20 protein-coding genes are annotated in these 20,366 nt (G+C 64.0%); 12 read left to right on the forward strand and 8 right to left on the reverse strand.

Annotated features, from left to right (window positions below):
- Positions 1 to 41: 41 nt before the first annotated feature.
- Together FRZ44_RS06435 and FRZ44_RS06440 are read left to right on the forward strand one after the other, a co-directional pair.
- Positions 42 to 1,418 (forward strand): aspartate aminotransferase family protein, encoded by a 1,377-nt coding sequence (locus tag FRZ44_RS06435; protein WP_151176405.1) that lies wholly within the window; start codon positions 42 to 44, stop codon positions 1,416 to 1,418.
- Between the two features lie 253 nt (positions 1,419 to 1,671).
- Complete coding sequence (locus tag FRZ44_RS06440) at positions 1,672 to 2,775, forward strand: DUF2336 domain-containing protein (RefSeq protein ID WP_151176406.1); 1,104 nt, start codon at positions 1,672 to 1,674, stop codon at positions 2,773 to 2,775.
- Between the two features lie 113 nt (positions 2,776 to 2,888).
- Here FRZ44_RS06440 and FRZ44_RS26980 read toward each other — a convergent pair whose 3' ends face one another.
- The 4 genes from FRZ44_RS26980 to FRZ44_RS06450 all read right to left on the reverse strand — a co-directional run bounded on the left by FRZ44_RS26980 (position 2,889) and on the right by FRZ44_RS06450 (position 6,443).
- The gene (locus FRZ44_RS26980; protein ID WP_191908445.1) at positions 2,889 to 3,056 is read right to left on the reverse strand and encodes a hypothetical protein; all 168 of its coding nucleotides are present in this window, start codon (positions 3,054 to 3,056) and stop codon (positions 2,889 to 2,891) included.
- 479 nt (positions 3,057 to 3,535) lie between these two features.
- Entirely contained in the window at positions 3,536 to 3,703 is a 168-nt protein-coding gene (locus tag FRZ44_RS26985; RefSeq protein ID WP_191908446.1) for a hypothetical protein, read from the reverse strand.
- Between the two features lie 107 nt (positions 3,704 to 3,810).
- Entirely contained in the window at positions 3,811 to 5,211 is a 1,401-nt protein-coding gene (locus tag FRZ44_RS06445; RefSeq protein ID WP_151176407.1) for a hypothetical protein, read from the reverse strand.
- Positions 5,212 to 5,438: 227 nt separating this feature from the next.
- The gene (locus tag FRZ44_RS06450) at positions 5,439 to 6,443 is read right to left on the reverse strand and encodes a helix-turn-helix domain-containing protein (protein ID WP_225308576.1); all 1,005 of its coding nucleotides are present in this window, start codon (positions 6,441 to 6,443) and stop codon (positions 5,439 to 5,441) included.
- A 349-nt stretch (positions 6,444 to 6,792) separates the two neighbouring features.
- On the opposite strand from FRZ44_RS06450, the gene FRZ44_RS06455 reads away from it, so the two are divergent.
- Both FRZ44_RS06455 and FRZ44_RS06460 read left to right on the forward strand, forming a co-directional pair.
- Positions 6,793 to 7,341, forward strand: coding sequence for a hypothetical protein (locus FRZ44_RS06455; RefSeq protein ID WP_151176409.1), 549 nt, complete (start codon positions 6,793 to 6,795; stop codon positions 7,339 to 7,341).
- A gap of 78 nt (positions 7,342 to 7,419) precedes the next feature.
- Positions 7,420 to 8,286, forward strand: coding sequence for a methyl-accepting chemotaxis protein (locus tag FRZ44_RS06460; RefSeq protein ID WP_225308577.1), 867 nt, complete (start codon positions 7,420 to 7,422; stop codon positions 8,284 to 8,286).
- A gap of 366 nt (positions 8,287 to 8,652) precedes the next feature.
- Here FRZ44_RS06460 and FRZ44_RS27255 read toward each other — a convergent pair whose 3' ends face one another.
- Together FRZ44_RS27255 and FRZ44_RS06470 are read right to left on the reverse strand one after the other, a co-directional pair.
- Positions 8,653 to 8,883, reverse strand: a complete 231-nt coding sequence (locus FRZ44_RS27255; protein WP_225308578.1) for a DUF1127 domain-containing protein — start codon at positions 8,881 to 8,883, stop codon at positions 8,653 to 8,655.
- Between the two features lie 606 nt (positions 8,884 to 9,489).
- Positions 9,490 to 10,035, reverse strand: coding sequence for a hemerythrin domain-containing protein (locus FRZ44_RS06470; RefSeq protein WP_151176411.1), 546 nt, complete (start codon positions 10,033 to 10,035; stop codon positions 9,490 to 9,492).
- Positions 10,036 to 10,411: 376 nt separating this feature from the next.
- Between FRZ44_RS06470 and FRZ44_RS06475 the strand changes: the two genes are divergently transcribed.
- Positions 10,412 to 10,771 carry a hypothetical protein gene (locus FRZ44_RS06475; RefSeq protein ID WP_151176412.1) on the forward strand — a complete coding sequence of 120 codons (360 nt, stop codon included), beginning with the start codon at positions 10,412 to 10,414 and terminating at the stop codon, positions 10,769 to 10,771.
- Between the two features lie 411 nt (positions 10,772 to 11,182).
- Complete coding sequence (locus FRZ44_RS26990; RefSeq protein WP_191908447.1) at positions 11,183 to 11,698, forward strand: hypothetical protein; 516 nt, start codon at positions 11,183 to 11,185, stop codon at positions 11,696 to 11,698.
- Positions 11,699 to 11,778: 80 nt separating this feature from the next.
- On the opposite strand, the gene FRZ44_RS06485 is transcribed toward FRZ44_RS26990, so the two are convergent.
- A complete protein-coding gene (locus tag FRZ44_RS06485; protein WP_151176413.1) occupies positions 11,779 to 13,197 on the reverse strand; it encodes an MATE family efflux transporter in 1,419 nt (472 codons plus the stop codon).
- Between the two features lie 487 nt (positions 13,198 to 13,684).
- Here FRZ44_RS06485 and FRZ44_RS06490 point away from each other — a divergent pair, with 487 nt between their 5' ends.
- The 6 genes from FRZ44_RS06490 (at position 13,685) to FRZ44_RS06515 (ending at position 18,653) form a co-directional block, all read left to right on the forward strand.
- Complete coding sequence (locus FRZ44_RS06490) at positions 13,685 to 14,062, forward strand: hypothetical protein (RefSeq protein ID WP_151176414.1); 378 nt, start codon at positions 13,685 to 13,687, stop codon at positions 14,060 to 14,062.
- A gap of 724 nt (positions 14,063 to 14,786) precedes the next feature.
- Complete coding sequence (locus tag FRZ44_RS06495; protein ID WP_151176415.1) at positions 14,787 to 15,188, forward strand: hypothetical protein; 402 nt, start codon at positions 14,787 to 14,789, stop codon at positions 15,186 to 15,188.
- 205 nt (positions 15,189 to 15,393) lie between these two features.
- Positions 15,394 to 16,236, forward strand: a complete 843-nt coding sequence (locus FRZ44_RS06500; RefSeq protein ID WP_151176416.1) for a lysophospholipid acyltransferase family protein — start codon at positions 15,394 to 15,396, stop codon at positions 16,234 to 16,236.
- A 223-nt stretch (positions 16,237 to 16,459) separates the two neighbouring features.
- Complete coding sequence (locus FRZ44_RS06505) at positions 16,460 to 16,927, forward strand: SOS response-associated peptidase family protein (RefSeq protein WP_456077623.1); 468 nt, start codon at positions 16,460 to 16,462, stop codon at positions 16,925 to 16,927.
- 384 nt (positions 16,928 to 17,311) lie between these two features.
- A complete protein-coding gene (locus tag FRZ44_RS06510; protein WP_151176418.1) occupies positions 17,312 to 18,097 on the forward strand; it encodes a methyltransferase domain-containing protein in 786 nt (261 codons plus the stop codon).
- Between the two features lie 28 nt (positions 18,098 to 18,125).
- Positions 18,126 to 18,653 carry a hypothetical protein gene (locus tag FRZ44_RS06515; RefSeq protein WP_151176419.1) on the forward strand — a complete coding sequence of 176 codons (528 nt, stop codon included), beginning with the start codon at positions 18,126 to 18,128 and terminating at the stop codon, positions 18,651 to 18,653.
- Positions 18,654 to 19,168: 515 nt separating this feature from the next.
- Here the strand turns inward: FRZ44_RS06515 and FRZ44_RS06520 are convergent.
- Positions 19,169 to 19,990, reverse strand: coding sequence for a phytanoyl-CoA dioxygenase family protein (locus FRZ44_RS06520; RefSeq protein ID WP_191908448.1), 822 nt, complete (start codon positions 19,988 to 19,990; stop codon positions 19,169 to 19,171).
- Positions 19,991 to 20,366: the final 376 nt, after the last annotated feature.

Consider the following 20,366-nt stretch of genomic DNA (forward strand, 5'->3'; position numbering starts at 1 on the left):
GCAGATCTGACCACCGCAACTGCATCGCGAAGGATTCCGATATGAGTCCCGATAGCGCGTCGACCCGTTCCTCCAGCCGCGTCTTCCCCCGCGAGTTCGATCACGAGCTGCCGAAGGCGGTGCGCGGTGAGGGGATCTGGGTCATCGATTCCGAAGGGCGCCGTTACCTCGATGCCTCGGGCGGGGCCGCGGTCTCCTGTCTCGGCCATAGCCACCCTGCCGTGATTCAGGCGATCCAGCGCCAGGCGGCGCTGCTGCCGTTCGCCTATTCGCATTTCTTCACCAGCGAGCCGCTGGAGGAGCTGGCGACCCTCCTGGTCGACGCCGCGCCCGCCGGCATGGACAAGGTGTTCTTCGTCGCCGGCGGCTCGGAAGCGACCGAGGCCGCGCTGAAGCTGGCACGGCAGTATCACCTCGAGAGAGGCGAACCGCGGCGGCGGAAGTTCATCGCGCGCCGCCAGAGCTATCACGGCAACACGCTGGGCGCGCTCGCCGTCAGCAGCAATCCCGGACGGCGCGAGCCCTACCTGCCGATGCTGATGGAGGTCCGCCATATCGCGCCCTGCTACGCCTATCGCGAGAAGCGGACCGACGAGAGCGAGGAAGCCTATGGGCTGCGGGTCGCCGACGAGCTCGACCAGGCGATCCGCGAGCTGGGCCCCGAGAACGTCGCGGCCTTCATCGCCGAGCCGGTCGTGGGGGCCACGCTCGGCGCCTGTCCCGCCGTGCCGGGATATTTCAAGCGCGTGCGCGAGATCTGCGACCGCCATGGCGTGCTGCTGATCCTGGACGAGGTCATGTGCGGCATGGGCCGCTGCGGCACGCTCTATGCCTGCGAGGCCGAGGGCGTCGTGCCGGACATCCTCACCATGGCCAAGGGGCTCGGCGCCGGCTATCAGCCGATCGGCGCCGTCATGGCGCATCGGCGCGTGGTCGCGGCGATCGAGGACGGATCGCGGGCCCTGATGCATGGCCACACCTATTTCAACCACACGATCGCGGTCGCGGCGGCGGTGGCGGTGCAGCGCACTTTCAAGGCCGAGAACCTCCTGGAGAATGTCCGCCGCCAGGGCGCCCGCCTGAAGCAGGGGCTCGAAGAGCGGCTGGGCAATCACCGCCATGTCGGCGATGTGCGCGGCCGCGGCCTCTTCCTCGGCATCGAGCTGGTGCAGGACCGCGCCAGCAAGCGGCCCTTCGATCCGGCTTTGAAGCTCCATGCCCGGCTGCGCGATGCCGGCATGAGCGAGGGCATGATGTGCTATCCGACCGGCGGCTGCGTCGACGGGAAGCGCGGCGACCACGTCATCCTGGCGCCGCCCTATATCGTGACCGACCGCGAGGTCGACGAGATCGTCGAGCGGACAGGGCGGACGATCGACCGGGCCCTGCGCGGCCTGCCGGCGGACAGCGCCGTCTGAGCCGACCGGCGTCGGCGCTGCCACCGCCATCGCTATCGCTATCGCGCTCATTCCCAGGCCGCCGCCCCAGCCTGCCGTCTCGAATATTGTCATTTTTAATCAATAGGCTACGGCGTAGCCGACGGCCCTTTGCAAGGGCCGGGTCCGAAATGCCGGCTTAACCGGCTGGTAACCAGCCGCTTGCGACAATCGTCCGGTAAATCCAGGCGAAGTGTGCCGCCACTCATGGCGGCGCCCGTCGAAGGCAGGGCTCATGACCACGACACTTTCTCAAGCCGATGTCGCAAGGCTGCTGACCGACCCCTCCCAGGAGGCTCGCGCCGATACGGCGGCGAAGCTGGCGGAGCAGGTCGATGCCGAAGGGCTGACCGAGGCCGAGCGCCAGCTCGCCATCGACATCGTTCGTGTCATGGCGCAGGACGCCGCGATCCGCGTGCGCGAAGCTTTGTCGCGCAACCTGAAGCACAGCAAGCATCTGCCCCACGACGTCGCCGAGGCCCTGGCCCGGGACGTCGAGCAGGTGGCGCTGCCGATCCTCGAATTCTCCACGATCCTCACCGAGGAGGATCTGATCGCCATCGTGCGCAGCTCCAACGGCGCCAAGCAGACGGCGATCGCGCGCCGGGCCGCGGTGTCGGCCAAGCTCGCCGATGCGCTGATCGCCAGCAAGAATCCCGAAGCGGTCGCGACCCTGGTGTCGAATCCGGGCGCCCAGCTCGCCGACAGCCAGCTCACCAAGGTGGTGGACCAGTTCGGCGACAACGCCGCGGTGCAGAGCTCGCTGGTCCGGCGCGAGAAGCTGCCCTTGACCGTGGCCGAGCGCCTGGTCGCGGTCGTGTCCGAGAACCTGCGCGACTACCTCGTGTCGCACCACGAGCTGCCGCCCTCGGTCGCGGTCGATCTGGTGCTGGAGAGCCGCGAACGCGCGACCGTGAGCCTGCTGCCGCATGGATCGGAGTCGGTCGACGTGATCCAGCTCTGCCGCCAGCTCAAGCTCCATGGCCGCCTGACGCCGTCGCTGCTGCTGCGCGCGCTCTGCATGGGCGACGTGGCCTTCTTCGAGTCCGCCATGTCGGTCCTGGCCCGCACGCCGATCGTCAATGCCCGCATGCTGATCCATGACGACGGCACGCTGGGCCTCAAATCGCTCTATCTGCGCTCAGGGCTCCCGGAGCGCCTCTATCCGGCCTTCCGCGTCGCGGTCGACGTGGTGCGCGAGAACGAGTTCGACGCGCGCGACGAGGATCGCCGCCGCTATATCTGTCGCATGATCGAGCGCATCCTCACCCAGTTCGAGGATATCGGGCAGGACAATCTCGATTACCTGCTGACCAAGCTCAACCAGTACGCCGCTTAAATCAGACCTGGCATCGCTCTGACGTGAAGACGCCGCCCCGGGGCATCCCCCGGGGCGGCGCTTTCTGTTTCGGAAGGACCCGTCATGTCGTCATCGGGGCGCCCGAGCTCTCCTTACGGGGTTCGGGAGCGGTGGGTGTATCCCATGCAATATTCGTCGGTGTAGATGCCGCCATTGCCGCTGCAGTTATTATCGACCCAACTCGCCGACTCGTATTTGGCGCAGGCCGTGAAGCTGAGGCTGGTCGCCAGCAGGGCGGCGATCAAAAGAATGCGTACCATTGTTTCTTGTCCTTCTTCGATTCCCCAAGCCCTGGATCCCGGCGAAAGATGTCGGGTGGGCCATGTAACAAGATGATGGTCCGGTAATCTTCCGAGGCAAGCTCTAGGGCGCTCGATTCCGTGGCATACCCGTGGCAGACGGCCACCGCGGACCGGTCCGGGGCCCCTCAGTGGCCGGCCGCGGCGGGGGCGGCGAAGAAGCCAGCCACGCGATCCGGCGCCGGCAGCGGTCGTAGGGATTGGAGAGGGCGCCGCAGCCGAAGCCCTTGCCCAGGAAGGCCAAAGTCATGATCCGTAGCAAGAGGATGGTGCTACCACCGGGCCTGCAGGCGCGATCGCTGTCGCTCCGGATACTCTTGCATAGGATCTGGCATCGTTCTGAAGCGTCAAACGCCGCCTCGGGGCTATCCCGGGGCGGCGTCTTCGCTTGGATCAGGACCAGACGCGCAATACGGCGCCTGGCCGGACGGCCAAGATTATTACGGGCCTTTTACATACTGCTCGCAGTAGGCATCGCTGTGGATGCCGCCATTCCCACTGCAATTGTTGTCGACCCAGCCCCAGGCTTGATAACGGGTACCCCAGCTGCAACCAGCGAGACTCAGAGTGACGGCGAGCGCGAAAGCGACAGTGACGATGCGTGCCATGGTTCGATTTCCTTCCTGGTTATGATCACTCCCTTTGTCCCCAAGCTCTGTGGCTAGCCATGAGCTCCATTCGAGAGAGTTGAGCCGCACCCCACCCCAGACAAGCGCTAGGGAGTTCGGCTTCGCGAAATATCTGAGGCAAGTTCGCTCCTGACGGATTGGTCCGAACCCCACCAGCGCCCGACCGCGATGGCGACGGCCAGGACCGCCAGCCAGGCGATGCGGCTCTGATAGCGGTCGTTGGGGTTGGAGAGGGCGCCGCAGACGAAGGCATTGCCCAGGAAGGCCAGGGTCATGATCCCCAGCAGGAGGACGGCATCCGGGTCGCGGCGGCGCCAGGCCAGCCACAGCAGCAGGGGCAGGGCGGCACTGGCCAGCCACAGCAGCGGCACCTGGACCGCGTTCAGTCCGTCGAAGTTGGCGCCATGCTGCTGACGAGCAGCGAGGAAGGCGGCCGACTCCCTCGGATAGTGGCGGGCGATCGCGTCGCCGATCAGATAACGCATCGGCGCCACGCCGTCGGCCGTCCTCAGCATCGCCAGCTGCTGCGCCGTCAACAGGGCCGAATCCCAGAGATAGGTCAGAGGATAGGATCTGATCGCGCCGCGCACGATCTGCCGCGCCTGCTCGCGCATTCCGGTGCCGGTCCAGCCGCCGAGCCGGTTGAAGTCGCTGTCATGCCACAGGAACATGTTGGCGTTGTGCGGCAGACGGTGGCGGGCCATGCAGAGATCGAGCTTCGGCCTCGGCTTGGAGCAGGCATGGTCGAGATAGGTCTCGGCCAGCCCATCCTGGACAAAGAGACCGAGCGTCAGCACGGCATTGTCCTGCAGCAGGAAGAAACGCCCGGCCACGACATCGTTGGCGCCGGCGGCGAGAGTGATGCCGGCGAGGAAGGCGAGCAGCGGCAGCTTCAGGCGGCTGCGGAGTCCGGGCCAGAGGCCGGGAGCGGCCAGGCTCACCAGCAGCATCGACAGCAGCAGTCCGCCGGCCAGCGCCATGTGAGAGGTGTGGACCGCGACGGCCAGCGTCAGGATCGCGGTCAGGCCGATCCGGCGCGCCGGGCCCAGCAGGCCGTCGTCGCAGACCAGGACGGCGAAGCACAGGACCAGGATCCCGGTGAAGGCATCGGGCATGAGCTCGCTCGTGAACCAGGGCAGGCCGCTGCCCAGGAGGAGCAGGCCCGCCACGGGCACCAGGGCCGCTTCCGGCTGACGCGGCAGGAATCGCCGCAGCGCTTCATAGAGGACGTAAGCGGCGAGGGCCGACTGCAGCAGCGGAATGATCCAGAGGCTGTGCGCCAACCGGCCGGCGATCGTCACCAGCCCATAGCCGGCGGTGCGGTAGATCGGCATCTGCCAGGTGAAGGGCATCTGCAGATAGTCGACGCTGTCGTAATAGACCAGCGGGAAGCCATTCCAGATTGCGGGAGCCAGGAACAGCGCGGTGGCGAGCGCCAGGGCGATCGCAAGCTTGAGCGGCGCCACCTGGGCCATGCGGCCCGGCAACGGGAAAGTGCCCGTTGAACCTTGTGTCGAACGGCGCGGCATATGGCCCTGGCCCCGGTCTCGAATCGTCGTTCCTCGCCGGAGGCGACCCCATAGCCCTCCGGACCGCGGGGACTAAAGCCTGTCTTTGTGGCGGGATTTTGGATTACAGGAAGGAAAGGAAGGGATGCTCAGGATTCTCGCGGCGTGAAGTCGGCGTCTGCCGGGGAGGCTCCTGCCGACCGGATTCATGAACCGTCGCGCGTTGAATTTTCTGCGGTGGTCTTGCTGCGCTTGAGCAACCCCGACGGTCTTTCGCCGTAAGCCGCATGAAACTCTCTGCTGAAGTGGCCGAGATCGCTGAAGCCGCAAGCCAATGCCACTTCGGTTACCGTCGTTGCCGAATCGGTCGATTCGAGCATGCGACGGGCGTTCTGCAGTCGAAGGCGCCGGGCAAATTCGAGTGGCGTGCAGTTTCTGCTTTGCTTGAAGGCTCTGAACATGCTCCTCGAACTCACGCCGGTGACAGCAGCAATCATGTCAATCGTTAGGGGTTCGTTCCAATGGGCCTCGATATAGGTTTCTACTCGGCGGACCTGCCAAGGTGCCGCGCCGGCCGAAGGGCGGTTGAGGCTGTCCCGGCAATTGTGTTGACCGGCGCAAAGAAGCGACACGATCAGCGCCTGCTCGAGTTCTGCGAGCACTAATCCTTGATCTACGGGCGCCCCAATTTGCAGGGTGTCCACCACCAGGTTCAGGAGCTGAAGCAGGACCTGCGAGTGAGGGAGGGTGAGATCAAGTGCCGGAGCAAAATCCAGAGCGGTGGTGAGCGGCGCGCCGGACAAAGCGGACACTATCTTTGTGAGCTGCGTGGATGGGATCCTCCACACCACCTGCTGGAAGTCCTGTCCGAAGTCGATCTGCGCCGCGGCCGACGAGATGCAGGCCTGGGTCTCACTGACGATAACGCGTTCCCGGCCGATGCGAGTGGCACCGGATCCTCTGTGGCAGAACTGAACCCTCACATAGTCGCTATCTGGGAACCGCAAGCTCAGCGGGACGCCGTAACTGCAGAACCAGAGTTGGCTGCGGGGAAGCGGACAGAAGTTTGCCACTGACTCGATACCCTTCGCCACCCCTGGCAGCGCGACGGGCGTGGCGCACAAGCGCGTCTCGATGGCCTCGCAAAGGCTGTCGACGTCGAGCGCATGAAAAAATGGATGAGCGCCCAACGGCGTCTGTTGATGATTCAACGCTATCCCCTTCTTCATCGACGGCGCCGCGGGCGCAACGCCAATCCGCCAGGCCCCCATGCTGTTTTCAGATAGGTTAACGCTTCGTTAATTGCATAACCATTGATGCAAGCTCGGTCCCGACTTGTCACCTGCACTTGCCTTGCACTCCGCAGCTCCTGAGCGGTGTCGGTCACGTAACCAGCGCACCCTCCACATTCCGGGCTCAGCTTCTGCTTTCTATGGCGGCCATGTGCAAGTCGTTGCATTCGGCGCCAAGCGCAGGCTGCCAACAACCGGTATCCTGGGCATGTTTCGTCGAATGCCTTCCTTGTCTTTCGGGCGGGTTCGATATTTGCAAAGGTCAAGGATGATGAACAAAGATTCTCACTTCGAGGAGTTCGTGCATTCCCATGCCAACCTTCAGTATGTAGCAGCCCGCGCGGTCAAGTCGATCGAGCGATCGCAGTTCGTTGCATACTCGCTATTGCAAGTGGCGGACATTACCGACGAGATATCGCACGGACCCGCTACCGGAGAGGCAGCCCTTGTTCTGGAAATTCTGGCGCGTTTGGGAGCACTGCAGATCGCGATTAGAAATCGGCTGCATCGATTGAAGGCTTTGATACTGCTGATTGGCAACGCTGTACCCGCTGAATGCGGTGACGCGGCCGCATATGGCTACGTTCCTAGTGTAGCGAGGAAGCTGCTTGCTGCCTGCACGGAGTTTCCGGAGGTTGTCAATCTCGCGGAGTGGCGGCTACAGAACATGACAAAGAAGGCGGAGGTGGGGGCAGCTGCAATTGTGCTTGACGCTCTCTGCCAGGAAATGGAAGCCATGAACGACGTGGCCGAAGCAGATCTCGATTCCCTGCGAGCACTGTCGGGCACCGAGGCGCCCGACAGCCTTTGCTGCTAGAACTGCGTCAGATAACCCGCATAGATCATTTGATCGATGTCGTCGGCCACATAGAGGCGATGGCGCCGCCCCAGGGCAGTGGGCGGGAAGCGGGTATGGATCGAGGCGTCCTACAACCCGGTGATGGATCTCAACGGGCGGCCCTGGAAGGTAGTGAAGTTCGCAACCGACATCACCAAGCGCAAGGATCAGAACGCGGCGCTCGCCACCGAGTACGAGACCGGCGTCAAGAGCCTGGTCGAGAAGGTCTCGGCCTCGGCGACCGAGATGCAGGCGACCGCTCAAACCCTGGCCGCCGCGGCCGAACAGACCAACCAGCAATCTTCGACCGTCGCCGCGGCGTCGGAAGAGCTGGCGAGTTCCGTCACCGAGATCTCGCGCCAGATCACCGAATCGACGAGGGTGATCGGCACCGCCGTCAGCGAAGCGAAACGGTCCGAGCAGATGGTGGCGGCGCTGGTGGCGGCCGCGCAGAAAATCGGCGACGTCACCCAGATCATCGCGGCGATCGCCAGCCAGACCAATCTGCTGGCCCTCAACGCGACCATCGAGGCGGCGCGTGCCGGCGAGGCCGGCAAGGGCTTCGCCGTGGTCGCCTCGGAAGTGAAGTCGCTTGCCAATCAGACGGCCAAGGCCACTGAGGAAATCGAGCAGCAGATCCGCTCGATCCAGGAATCGAGCCACAATACGGCCTCCGTGATCGGCGAGATCGGCAACATCATCGGTCAGGTCAGCGAGTTCAGCACCTCGATCTCGGGCGCCGTCGAAGAGCAGTCGGCGGCCACGCGGGAGGTTTCGCTCAATATCACGGGTGTCACCCAGGCGGCCGAAGAATCCGGGCGCTCCTCGGCCAACATGCTCACCAACGCGCAGACATTGTCGCAGCTGTCGACAAACCTCGGGGCCCAGGTCGATCGGTTCCTGGCGAATGTCCGGGCGATGTAGCGCTCGACGCGATGACCGGCGGGCCGGCGATCCATCGCCGGCCCGCCGACGTCGCGCTTCCAGCAAATGCTCCGGCGGGATCGGCAGGCTGCGAAGTCGCATGTCGGTCGCGCGATCGGTTCCCCTACCACTACAAAAATCCAACACAATCGCTGGACAAGTTTTCGCGCGGGGCCTCGAAAAGGCCACGGCTCGTCGCATTGAGGCCGGCGCTCCGAGGGAGTAATGCAGAAGACAGAAACGTCATCGGCACCCCACGCCGACCAAACTTCCGATCCCGGGATCCCCGTAACCCGGGGTCTTTTTATGTGAAGACCGGAAGAGCCGCGGATGCTTTTCCGTCCGAGATATCGCCCGGGCGTTCGCCTATTCGCGCCAGAAGGAGTTGGCGGTCTCGTTCTCGACCTGGGCTCGCGAGAGACCGAGGTCTTTCAGCATGTGATCGCTAAGCTCGGAAAGATGCTGTCGACTTTGCGCGCGCTCTCGCCATCGGCGCAGCCAGGCAGTCACGCCTTCGACCAGGCCTGTGACCACCTGGCCGAGGTTGCGCAACGTCGGTACGGGCCGCAATCGCCCGATATCGCGATCGACCGGCAAGCTTGCCGGCGCCGCGGCCCTCTCGCACGGACGATGCAGAGAGCCCGGAAGGGCACGGCCCTGGAGCGAGTCGAAGACGAAATCGAGCGCTGTCGGGGAGGATCGGCCCTGGCTGCCGGAGGAAGGAAGGCCCGCCCGCCGGCGGAAGGCCCGCAATCTGTTGCTCATGGGGAGGTTCGCTCTGGAGCGCGGACCGAGAGGCCTCGGCTGCGCTCCTCCTTGCGTGGGTACCGGCGGACTGCCGGCGACCGACACGCTACGGAGTTCGAGTCCGGCGGAAATCGGGAGGCTTCCCCATTTTAGGGCCGCTCTTTCCCCATTTTCAGCGGTTGCAGCGATGCGCCCGGCCGGTTCGGCAAGCCGAAAGGTGGAGGCGAGGCGGGGCCTGCCCCGAAAAGGCCACCCTTCGTCCGGTTGCCGAGCCCCTGGGGGCGGGAGTAGACCCGAGGAAATCTCGTCGGCGCCCCCCACGCGCCGAAACCTTATGACCCCAGTCCTGTCCGGACTGGGGTCTTCTTTGCTTGAAATCGAACTTTCATGAGGGCAGATCCCGCGCGGGCGAAGCCGCGGCGGGCCGGGCCTTCTCATGAGAGGGCATCGAACGGTTCAGGTGGCGAGGGTCGACAAGCCGATCGTCTTGGGCGTGGGTGCCGGCAGATCCTCCGGATCGGCCATGAGGCTTTCCTTGCGCTCCTGCAGCTGGGCCCCGATGGCATCCAGATCCAGGCCCTTCGCACGGGCCTTCGCGAAGATGCCGCTGCGCGGCTTCTCTTCTTCCTGGACATGGTGCTTGATGTATTCCGTCAGCACCGTGACCTTGGCGTCGTAGCAATCGGAAGCCGCCGACTGGTTCAGCAGATCGGCGATCAGGAACTTGGCGCCGTCGTGCTCGACCTGGGCTTCGTCCATGGCGTCTTCTTCGACCCCCTGCTCTCGGCAGGCCGGATAGAAGATGTCCTCCTCGAGGGTCGTGTGGACGATGAGTTCGGCACAGATCTGCTTGACCAAAGCTTCCTTTTCACGACCCGATGCCTTTTCCGATTTCTTGAACAGCTTCTCGACTTTGCGGTGGTCCGCCATGAGCAGCGACACGGCGTCGTCGGGGACGTCTGTCCGGGCCGGTCGCTTGGCCTGAGGTTTCTTGGCACGCATGGAACATGGCTCCTGTGGTCGGCGGTTGAGGGGACCCCATCCGACAACGCGCCAGGTCGCGCCTCGTTCCAACTCGGGCGGCGCGACCGGCAACCTTGTCTTCGGAACCGTCGGAGGCTCCGCCGAAAAAAAGGGGGACGGTGAGGGCGCGGGCAACGGCCACGGCTCGCGACACGCTCTCGCCTGACTCATCGCCGAAGACGCGAAACCACATCGCTCCCATGTAGAAGTGCTGTCGGTCAATTTTCACAGCTTGGCGATTCTAGAACTAAGGTCGAATTGACCCTGGCAACGGGCAAAAATTAAATCTCGCAAAGCTGGGCGCAGAATCCGGCTGAAGCGACATGGGACTCCACCTCATTTTTCCGAGGCAGCTATGGCTAGCAGCGAAGACATCGAAAGGAGACTGGAAGCGACGGAAGCCACCCTGCAAGCGATGTTCTGCACGGTGACGGCGGACCTGATCATGTTTCAGGCGGCTGTCATGGCGCTGCGCGAGGAGGGTGTACTGACCGAGAGGATGGTCGACCGGATGACGATCGACGCGCAGATCCGACTGCAGCAATACGACAGCTCGGCGCTGAGCGCGCCGATGGTGACAGAGATTGCGGCCCAACTGGACGGGTTGGCGGAGCGGCTGCGCGGGGCCTCGCGATCGGCGCCCCTGGTCAACCCGTCCGGCATCGACAATGGCTATGGGCGAGGGAACGGCGACGCGAGACGCTCCAGTCGCTAGCCCCTAGATTGCCGGTGGCGCCGGTCGCGCCACCGGCGAGCGACGCGAATTGAAAGCGAGGCGGTGCTGTCAGGGGGCTTGATACCGGCTCTGAGTTTCATGCGGGCCGTGACCTCGGCTCGAAAGTTCTCCATGGCCCGCCCGATCGGATTCAGGTCTGCGCCTGATGCACAGATCAGAGCCTTCGTTGGCTGACATCGCTGAAACGCCACGCCGGCGGACCGTTCCGCCGGCCGAGGCTGAGCATTCTCCGATCGTTACAAGTCTGCGCCGGTTTTGGCAGGCGCCTCCGAGGAACTGTCACTGCTCATGACGCGTTCCGTCCTCAGTCGCAGGCAACATCGCCAGCCTCGCTTCGGAATCCGCCGGCGTTACGCATCGGTTTCGGGAGGGAGGCTTATGGAGGTTCGAATGACACGCTTTTCCCTTCTTCTCGCCAGTGCGTTGATCCTCGCGAGCGGCGCCGGCGGGGCCGTATGGGCCCAGAACTCGTCCGCGGGCGCCAGCACCGGCGGCAGCCTTGGAGCCACCAGCGGCAGCGACACCGATACCGGTGCCCCCAGCAGCGACATCTCGGGCGGCGGCCCCCTGGGCAACAGCACGCCGGACAGCGCCACGAGCCCGACCACGAACAGTCCGGGCACGAACACGAATACCTATTTGAACACCAATACCCGGATCAATCCGAACACCGGCACGAACACCAATACCGGCACGATCGGCTCGACCAGCGGCGGCAGCAGCGCGCCCAGCTCGACCGGCACCGATACGGGCACGAACACCGGCATCGGCTCCAACGCCGGTGTCGGCTCCAATGCCGGTGTCAGCACGGGCGTGGGGTCGATCGGCAGCAGCGGTCATATCAACACGGTCACGGGGACGGGCGGCGCCAACTCGAGCCTGCCCACCACCAGCACGATGCCGTAAGCGCGAAGCCGGAGTGCTGGCTGCAAAGCCGGCGCTCCGGCGAGAGCCCGTCACGTCTGCCGCGAAGGCTGGTGGACGCGCTAACGAATTCCCTCCTCGATGATCGCTTCCTGGACGACCTGGGTCGTGAGGCGGCTCTCTTCCGTCAGCTTCGTGCTCTTCCAGCTTCCCCGCGCGAACCAGCAGATCGAGACGATCGCGACGAGAACGTTGGTGATCGGGAACGACCACCACAATCCATGGGCCAGCAGCACCGTGTGCTTCGACAGGACATAGGCCAGCGGAAACTGGATCATCCATTGGGAAACCAGCGCGATGACCATGGCGATCAGCATGTTGCCGGAGGCCCGGAAGGCCGCCACGATGCAGAGCTGAATCCCGATGCAGCCCCAGGCCAGGCTCATGATCCGGATGAAGCGCGCCCCTTCGGCGATGACGTCTCCATCGTTCGGGATGAAGACGGAGACGATCGCGGGGGCAAACAGATAGGCCACCGCGCCGGCCAAGCTGAGAACGGCGAACCCGAGCAATGTCCCCAGCCGGGTGATCCGCGCGGCGCGGTCGATGTTGCCGGCGCCGATGTTCTGGCCGACCAGGGTCGAGACGGCCATCGACATGCCCATCGCCGGAATGGTCACCACCTGCAGAATGGTCGAGCCGACGCCATAGGCCGCGATGGTGAGCGTGCCGAAGCTCGCCACCAGGAAGGACATGATCATGAGGCCCAGCCCGCGCGTCGACAGCTCGACCGAGCCCGGGAACCCCAGCAGGAAGGCCCGTTTGATATAGGCGATATCGGGGACAAGCGCGCGCCAGAAGAGCCGGATCCCATGCCGGCCCCGCAGGAAGATGATGACGCCCAGAAGCGCCGCCAGCGCCTGGGTCACGAGCGTGGCCAGCGCCGCCCCCACGACGCCCAGGGCCGGCATCGGTCCCCAGCCGAAGATGAACAGCGGATCGAGCAGGAAATTCAGGATGACCGTTCCCAGCACGATATAGAGCGGCATGCGGGTCTGGCCGACGCCGCGCATCAGCGCCTGAAACATCGCGTAGAGGAAGACGAAGATCACGCCGACGAAGGAGACGCGCATGAATCCGAGCGCGCCGTCATGGACGTCCGGCGCCACGCCCAGCAACTCGAGAAGATAGGGCGCCAAGACATAGCCCAGCGCGCCGAGGATGACCGAGGTGATCGCCACCATGATCATGGTCTGGGCCGCGACATGATTGACCAAATCCTGCCGGCCGGCGCCCATATATTGCGAGGTCAGCGTCGCCCCTGCCATGGCGAGCCCCGATCCCAGCGCGATCACGAGGAACGTCACCGGAAAGCTGACCGAGACCGCGGCGACCGCCGCGGCTCCCAACCGCCCGACCCAGAAAGCATCGGTGAGCTGATAACCGGTCTGGAGAATGTTGGTCAGGATGATGGGGATGGCCAAGGTCACCAGCGCGCGCGCGATCGGGCCTTCGAGAAACAAGGTTCGGCGGTCGTTCATGAGGGAGCCTGCCCGTCTGAGGTTACATGCGGCATCGCGCTCGCTGGATCTTCCGTCCGGCCGGGTGGGTCGCGGTGTCAGCGCGCTGGCGGCTCCCGATTGCAGGCCGAGTAGCCGGCATTGGGATCGGCCCCATTGCATTGGTAGGTCCGTGCCGTGATCGAGTCAAAGCGGGGCGGGCCCAGATCGCAAGCACCGAGCGCGAGCAGACATCCCAAGAGCACGAAGCGCAGAGATCGTTCTCGCAGGGAAAGGCTCATCCTGGTGCTCCGGCCATCCGACGGCGTTCTTCACAACCACGGTTGTTGGTTCACTGTACAACAATCCGCGAGAAATCGATCATGGACCTCCCGACGACCGCGTCAGCCCGACCTTAGTCTTAAGTAGATTCCGTTGTTTGACGCGTGGCCTGTGGGAGAACGATGGTGGCTGCCCGCAAACTGGGGTGACAGCCTTTCTTGCGTTCACCTAACCCTCCGAGGCTGCCATGATGACGATCGAGGACATCCTGAAACGCCTCAATGAAACGGAATCCGCAGTGCAGAACATGGTGTGTACGGTCACGGCCGACATCATCATGTTTCAGGCGGCGATAGTCGCCCTCCGCGAAGACGGTATCCTGACCGAAAAGGTGATCGACCGGATGGCGATCGCGGCGCAGGATCGCATCGCGTTCTACGATACTGATGTGCTCGGCGCGGGCGGCGTGGTGGAAGTCGCGCGGCGGCTGGACAACCTGGCGGAGCGTTTGCGTGAGGCCCGCGGGCCCACCTATCTGCCGCAACGGCCGAGCGGTCTCGAGCTCACGACGAATGGCAACGGCAGGGGCAGGGTACGGGCTCCGCGCAAGATGCTCGTCGCATGAGGAGGAAAGACGCCGCCGCCGGCGAGAAACCTCGCCTTCCTGTCGGAGCCGAGGTCTAGCGCCCGGGAAGGTTCCGCGAAACGACCTCACCACAGAAGTCAGGCCGGCCGACCCAGAAGGCATCGGTGAGCTCATAACCCGTCTCGAGGAAGTTGGTCAGGACGATGGGCAGGGCCAAATTCACGAGCGCGCGATGGGCCCTTGCAGAAACAATGTCCGGCGATCGTTAATGGAGTTGCCTTAGCGCGGTGGTTCCCGGTTGCAGGCCGAATAACCCGCGTTGGGATCGGCGCCGTTGCATTGGTAGGTTCGGGCCGTGATCGCGTCGAAGCGGGGTGGACCCAGGTCGCAGGCACTGAGTGCCAGCAGGCATCCCAGAAGGATGATCGGTAGCGCTCGTCGATGGAGGGAAGGGTCCATCTGCGTCCTCCCGCCGCCGCGGTGGGGAACGGAGTCTGCCCCATTCCTGCAATGAGGATAACAGAATTCGGGATCGGGCGTTCCACGATACCGGCGTTTCCCGGCACCAGGGCCGACTCCCCGGGTCGGCCCAGCATCCGGGTCCGTGGAGATCGCCGAAAATGCCCTCAATGCCATCCGGGGCCCACTTGGCCGTTGCCGATCGCCGCGATAGCCTTGGGCGTTGGGGTCGGGAGGAAGCGGTGCAGGCCGCACACCGCGGCTTTCGGCGGGTATTTTCTGATTGCGGCGGGAGGGGAATCAGATGATTCGCATCAGAGCCGTCGCTTTCGTCGTCGTGACGGGGATGTTGGCCGCGTGCGCCGCTTCGGGCTCCAAGGCGCCGCAAGGCGGTTACGCCAATTATCACGCCTATCTTGTCGGAACCTCGATGAAGTCGGTGTCGAGCAAGGCGCCGGCGGAGGCGCGAGCGGCGCTTGCCAACTGCTACGCGAACTTCGCGGTGGCGCAAGTCAACAACATACGTCAGATGGAGGTGCTGGATATGGAGGCGAGCAGCAGCGACCCCACGGCGTCGTCTCTCATTCCCTATGTGGGTGCGGAGACGCAGACAGCCTATGGCAGCACGAACCAGCAGCATCGTGCGGCGCTGGAGCCCTATTGCCCCGATACCATCGCACAGTACGGGCAGTATTTGCCGGATTGAACGGCCTCGGAACTTCTTCCACGGCCCCCATGAGCTCGACAACCGAAATTGGCTCATGGGGGTCGGAGCCTCTTGGCATGTCGGCCATCCGAAGGCGGAACCGGAATCGGCGCCGAATCTCGCGGCGTGACCCGGCCTCGGCCGACGCCAGATCGTCAAAAATCTGCGACATGGGCGCAACCGAATCAGGTGAGACTCCCATGCCATGTTCAGCACCGTGGCGCTCGACGCGGCCGAGATCGACCTCACCTATGCCAGCCGTTGCGACAAGCTGGCCTCGCGGGCCTTCATTCACGCCGTCGAGCTGCTGACCGGCCAGCTCAGGCTCAAGCGCCTCTACGACATCTACCAGTCCGAGCTGCGCGGCAGCGTGGATTTCTGGGAAGCGGCCATGCGGCTGCTCAATCTCTCGATCGCTTACGATGCCGCCAAGCTCGAGGCCCTGCCGCCCAGCGGCCCCCTGGTCATCGTCGCCAATCACCCCTTTGGATTGATCGACGGGCTGCTTATCGGCCATCTCACGAACAGGGTGCGCAGCGACTTCAAGGTGCTGACCAATGCCCGGCTCTATCCGCCCGACGCCGAGGTGCAGCATTTCATCCTGCCGGTCGATTTCGACCCGACGCCGACGGCGCGCGCGACCAACCTCGCGACCCGCGCCACGGCACGCACCCATATCCGGGACGGCGGCTGCCTGATCGTCTTTCCGGCTGGCGGCGTCGCGACGACGCCGACGCCCTTCGCACGCGCCGCCATCGACCTGGACTGGAAGCCCTTTACCGCCCGCCTGATCCACGAGGGCGGGGCCGCGGTGGTTCCGATCTATTTCCACGGCCAGAACAGCCGCCTGTTTCAGATCGCCAGCCATATCAGCATGACCGCCCGCCTCGCCTTGCTGCTGCACGAGGTCGCGAACAAGATCGGTTGCAGCTTCAACGCCGAGATCGGCGACGTGATCCCCTATGACGCGATGCGTGACATCCGCGAACGGCCGGCCCTGACCCGTTATATCCGGGACCGCACCTATGCGTTGGCGGCGGCGCGCTGACGAACGAGGCGCGCTCGCAGGCCTGCAACGGCCTTCGACCGAAGCAGGCCCTTTGGCCGGCCTGGGAGAGAAGTCTTGGCCGCCGCCGGTCGCGGCGGCAGCCTTGCCGATGCCGGCCGCGCGAGAACGGCACGGAGGGGCCGTCGGGGCCCTCGAACGGGTGCCATCGTCATGCTGTGGAGCCACATGGACGACGCTCGGCCATGGTTCGGGGAGATATCGGGTGAACCGCGCGACAGGGGTCACCAATATCCGGAACGTGAAGTCGCCTCCTTGGCGGCGCTGGTTTGGCATCGGGAGCCGTTGCCTGGTGCCCTTCACCAGCTTTTCCGAGAATGAGCATCTGCCAGACGGCACTGAACCGCCCGTATGGTTCGCCTTCGATGAGACGCGGCCCTTGGCGTTCTTCGCCGGCATCTGGCCGAACTGGTGCGGCGTGCGAAAGGTGAAAGAGGGGCCAGTGACCATCGACATTTTCGGCTTCCTGACGACCGAGCCGAACAAGGAAGTTGGCGCCATCCACCCAAAGGCGATGCCGGTCATCCTGACCAAGCCAGAGGAGTTTGATCTATGGATGCGCGCGTCGCCTGAGGAAGCCATGAAGCTGCAGCGGCCGCTGCCTGACGCCGCCCTGAAGATCGTGGCGCGGGGTCCTCGGAAGGATGAGGGGCCAATGAGGGCTGCTAGATAGGCGGCCTCACCCATCCATCGGCTTTGAAGGACCGACCGCCGGTGGAGGGCAACGCGCAAACCACCGGCGACCGTCATGACACGTTGGCTGATCGATGCCACCCACGGTCGGGAGCCTCCCCCCGCAACCGGCGTTGGAACCGCGCAGCCAACAAAGGCGTATCACACGCGGGCCGTTGTGGATAGACATTCGCGCGATTAATGCGCATGAGTGTTTCTGCTCAATGCGATTGACGCGGCATTGGCCCGGCCCTTAAGAAACCAACGAAGTTTCGGTGATAGGGCAGTGTTCGTGTCTTCTTCGGAGACTTCACCCACATGCTGATATCTGACGACTACCTCAAGCAGAACCGCGACCTGCACCGCGGCGGGAACTACGGCGTGGGTGGCCAGCGCTGGGCGCCGAACGTCGCAAGGCTCGCTGCCGAGCTTCAACTGCTCAACGATCCTCGACTACGGCTGCGGTAAGCAGGTTCTGAGCGATGACCTGAGGCACAGCGGGCTAACCGTGCGAGGCTACGATCCGGCCCTGGATGCGCCGCCCAAGCCTGCGGAGATCGTCGTCTGCACCGACATGCTCGAACACAGCGAGCCCGAGTTCCTAGACAACGCGCTCACCGACATCGCCCGCTGCGCCACGCGCGCCGTCTTCCTGGTGGTTCACACGCAGGTGGCGCTCAAGATCCTGCCCGATGGCCGGAATGCACACCTGATCCAGCAGCCATACGAGTGGTGGCCGCCGAAGTTCACGGTTCATTGGGATCGCGTTTCCGAGGCGCTGGGGACGAATGGATTCCGCTATACGGGCTTGGCGCGCTCCGGGCCACACGCAACTGCGGCGATGCTGCAGGGACCGGGTACGAACCAGGGCCACGCCTTGGCTATCCGGGAATCTTGGAGGCACCGAATGGCAGAGAGCAGGATTGACGCTTCAGCTGGTCCCGAATTGATGATGGGGCCGGTATTGGCCCATGGCTTGATTGCCCGAATTGTCAAATTCCCTGACGGTCGGGGTGCCGTCGAAACCTGGGATCCGAGCGAGCGCCGTTGGTTGTCTGCGAAAGTTGCCCGCGCTGATGTCGGCGACGTATTTTCCTCGCCCGTCGCCACGATCTTCGATCTATCTGATGCGGGCGTGCCCAAGGCCGATTGGGGCGATGCTGTGGCTTAACCGGCCGCCGCATTCGGGAGGAGCGCACATGGCTCGACGCACGGCCAGTATCAACAGAGCGCCGGTGCTGACGCTGTGGGCTGCGATTGTTGCCCAGCGCCTGGGATTCAATCGAGCGGAGGCCCTGACACTGGGAAAAGCCGTGGCCGGCATGAATGCCTATGCCAAGGGGGTCAGGCTCGGCATCTATGAGCCCAGTCCCCAAAGCGTCAAAGAGCAGCGCGAAAAGATGAAGCATGGCGAGCATCTCCATGTCGCCCTCCTCAATCGCGCCGTGCCGGTCGCACGCACACCGGAAGGGCTCCGGGCGTTGGCCAAGGAGAAGCCCGTCGATCCGAAATCGGTCGGAAAATACCTTGAGAGCAAGTTCGGGGACGCGCTCGGTGACGTGGCTGGCGCCATGACCAAGCTCGCCGCTTCCATGCCGCCTAAGGATTTGGCCGCGAAGGCCTACAAACTGTATGAGGAGTTCCGGCCCGAGATTCCGGAAGGCGTTCGGGGCTGGGGCGCCGCCAGCCTGCTCGATCTGAAGCTCATTGAAGATCTGGCGCCCTAAGCGCTCGATGGCCACCGCCGCGAAGACTCTGGCTATCAAAGTTTCGCTCTGATTGGGGCGGCGTGACCTGGTGGCCGCGGGGTGGCGCCCACAAGCTATTGTCGGGAGTCCTCATGCATCCGACTTCGGGTCATCGCGCACCGCAGGCTGTGCAGACTGCGCGGTCAAGCACAGCTTGAATCGAGAAGGCGCCTCCGAGCTTCTCGATTGGTGGCTCAAGAGGCGCCGGAACGCTGGGTCCGCAGCCTGTGCGGTCGCAGTTCAAATAGAGATCCTGGCGGCACTGGCGCAGATCGCCTAGCGTTCCCATCCGGCGCTTGTCTTTGACCCGTCCCATGATGCTAACAGGCTCCACTGAGGCGAGTCTCAGTGCGCTATGCCACCAGACATACCCATAATCAGCAAGACGGGTTTCAGCATAGAAGCGGCCTTAGCGAGGATTCCCCACGCGGCAAGGTCCACAATTGAGACGACAACATGTCAGCTAACGCGTTGTTTGCCGCCACAGTCCCGAGCTACGTCAGAAGCGCCATGGGGCTGCCGACATCGACGACACCGATGCCCCCATGGGCCTTGTAACCCAGTACTTCTTGGACCCGTTTGGGCATCGCGCGAACGGTTTCGATGGGAACGGTGAGGAAGGTGTTCTCCTCGGTGCGCAGCCAACCTACGACGAAGCCGAAGAACATGCCGCGCCGCCACTGGTCGGTCGTCGTGTTGGCACCACCACCATGCATGGTGGTGCCAAGATAGAGTAGCGCCGAGCCCGCCAGCATCTCGGCCCTCTTGATCTCATGCGGCTGCGCTACCCTTTCGGGATCCCAGAGGTGGCTGCCAGGTACTACCTGGGTCGCGCCGTTCTCCACCGTGAAGTCGGTGAGCGCGAACATCGCCTCGACCTGCAACTGAGGTTTCGGAGGCTTCAAGTGGGGCCAAGCATCCTCGTCGCGGTGCAGGAGCTGGGCGTTCTCACCTGGGCCGATCTGGATGAGCTGCCCGGTGTTCAACAGATAGTCATCGCAGTTAGGCAGCAGGAGTTCGTCGGCGATGCGGGTCATGAACGAAGACTCCAGAATCGTCCAGAACGTCCTCGACTTCGCCGGCAGACCGTCGATCCGGATCGTCCGCTTGCCGTAGAACTCCACGAAGAAATCATTGGTGGGATTACGGAGCCCGGGCGCCGTCTCGGCGATGGCAACATCGAGTTCGTGGTTGATAGAGACCAGCTGTTGCGCAGAGAGTGCGTTCGTCACGATCGCCGCGCCGTCGCGACGCAATACCACGGCCATATCTTTGGCGGAGGTCGAGGAATCGATCCGCTCCAACTCATTTTTCATGCCGTCCTCCCCCGTCTTCGATTGGCCCCAATACGCGCAATCCATGGTCCCCTGAGACTGCGACCACCCTGATCCTCGCGTGCTTTACGCGAACCAGCAACAGGCGTGAGCATCGCATAGCGGTTCCTCGCGCGCGGGGGTGCCTGTGGAAGGTCGCCTTCATCGACACGCGCCAGGACTAGTTAATTCGCCAGGGCTTTGAAAAGAATCAAATCCGCTGACGCAATCGAACGCTGGCTTGAATCCCGCAAATACCGTGTGCCCATTGTGCAGAGATGATACTGCCCGCTGCAAAGGTCTGCCCGTTCTGCGGACGCGATAGGACCTCCAGCAACGCCGCGCCGATCCAATCGACGGGCGACATCAAGAAGGTAGG

This window comes from Hypericibacter terrae (assembly GCF_008728855.1).
Taxonomy (GTDB): domain Bacteria; phylum Pseudomonadota; class Alphaproteobacteria; order Dongiales; family Dongiaceae; genus Hypericibacter; species Hypericibacter terrae.

Coding starts and splice junctions, on each gene's coding strand:
- FRZ44_RS06435 (WP_151176405.1), top strand. CDS start 42: ATGAGTCCCGATAGCGCGTCGACCCGTTCCTCCAGCCGCGTCTTCCCC.
- FRZ44_RS06440 (WP_151176406.1), top strand. CDS start 1,672: ATGACCACGACACTTTCTCAAGCCGATGTCGCAAGGCTGCTGACCGAC.
- FRZ44_RS26980 (WP_191908445.1), bottom strand. CDS start 3,056: ATGGTACGCATTCTTTTGATCGCCGCCCTGCTGGCGACCAGCCTCAGC.
- FRZ44_RS26985 (WP_191908446.1), bottom strand. CDS start 3,703: ATGGCACGCATCGTCACTGTCGCTTTCGCGCTCGCCGTCACTCTGAGT.
- FRZ44_RS06455 (WP_151176409.1), top strand. CDS start 6,793: ATGATGAACAAAGATTCTCACTTCGAGGAGTTCGTGCATTCCCATGCC.
- FRZ44_RS06470 (WP_151176411.1), bottom strand. CDS start 10,035: ATGCGTGCCAAGAAACCTCAGGCCAAGCGACCGGCCCGGACAGACGTC.
- FRZ44_RS06475 (WP_151176412.1), top strand. CDS start 10,412: ATGGCTAGCAGCGAAGACATCGAAAGGAGACTGGAAGCGACGGAAGCC.
- FRZ44_RS26990 (WP_191908447.1), top strand. CDS start 11,183: ATGACACGCTTTTCCCTTCTTCTCGCCAGTGCGTTGATCCTCGCGAGC.
- FRZ44_RS06485 (WP_151176413.1), bottom strand. CDS start 13,197: ATGAACGACCGCCGAACCTTGTTTCTCGAAGGCCCGATCGCGCGCGCG.
- FRZ44_RS06490 (WP_151176414.1), top strand. CDS start 13,685: ATGATGACGATCGAGGACATCCTGAAACGCCTCAATGAAACGGAATCC.
- FRZ44_RS06495 (WP_151176415.1), top strand. CDS start 14,787: ATGATTCGCATCAGAGCCGTCGCTTTCGTCGTCGTGACGGGGATGTTG.
- FRZ44_RS06500 (WP_151176416.1), top strand. CDS start 15,394: ATGTTCAGCACCGTGGCGCTCGACGCGGCCGAGATCGACCTCACCTAT.
- FRZ44_RS06515 (WP_151176419.1), top strand. CDS start 18,126: ATGGCTCGACGCACGGCCAGTATCAACAGAGCGCCGGTGCTGACGCTG.
- FRZ44_RS06520 (WP_191908448.1), bottom strand. CDS start 19,990: ATGAAAAATGAGTTGGAGCGGATCGATTCCTCGACCTCCGCCAAAGAT.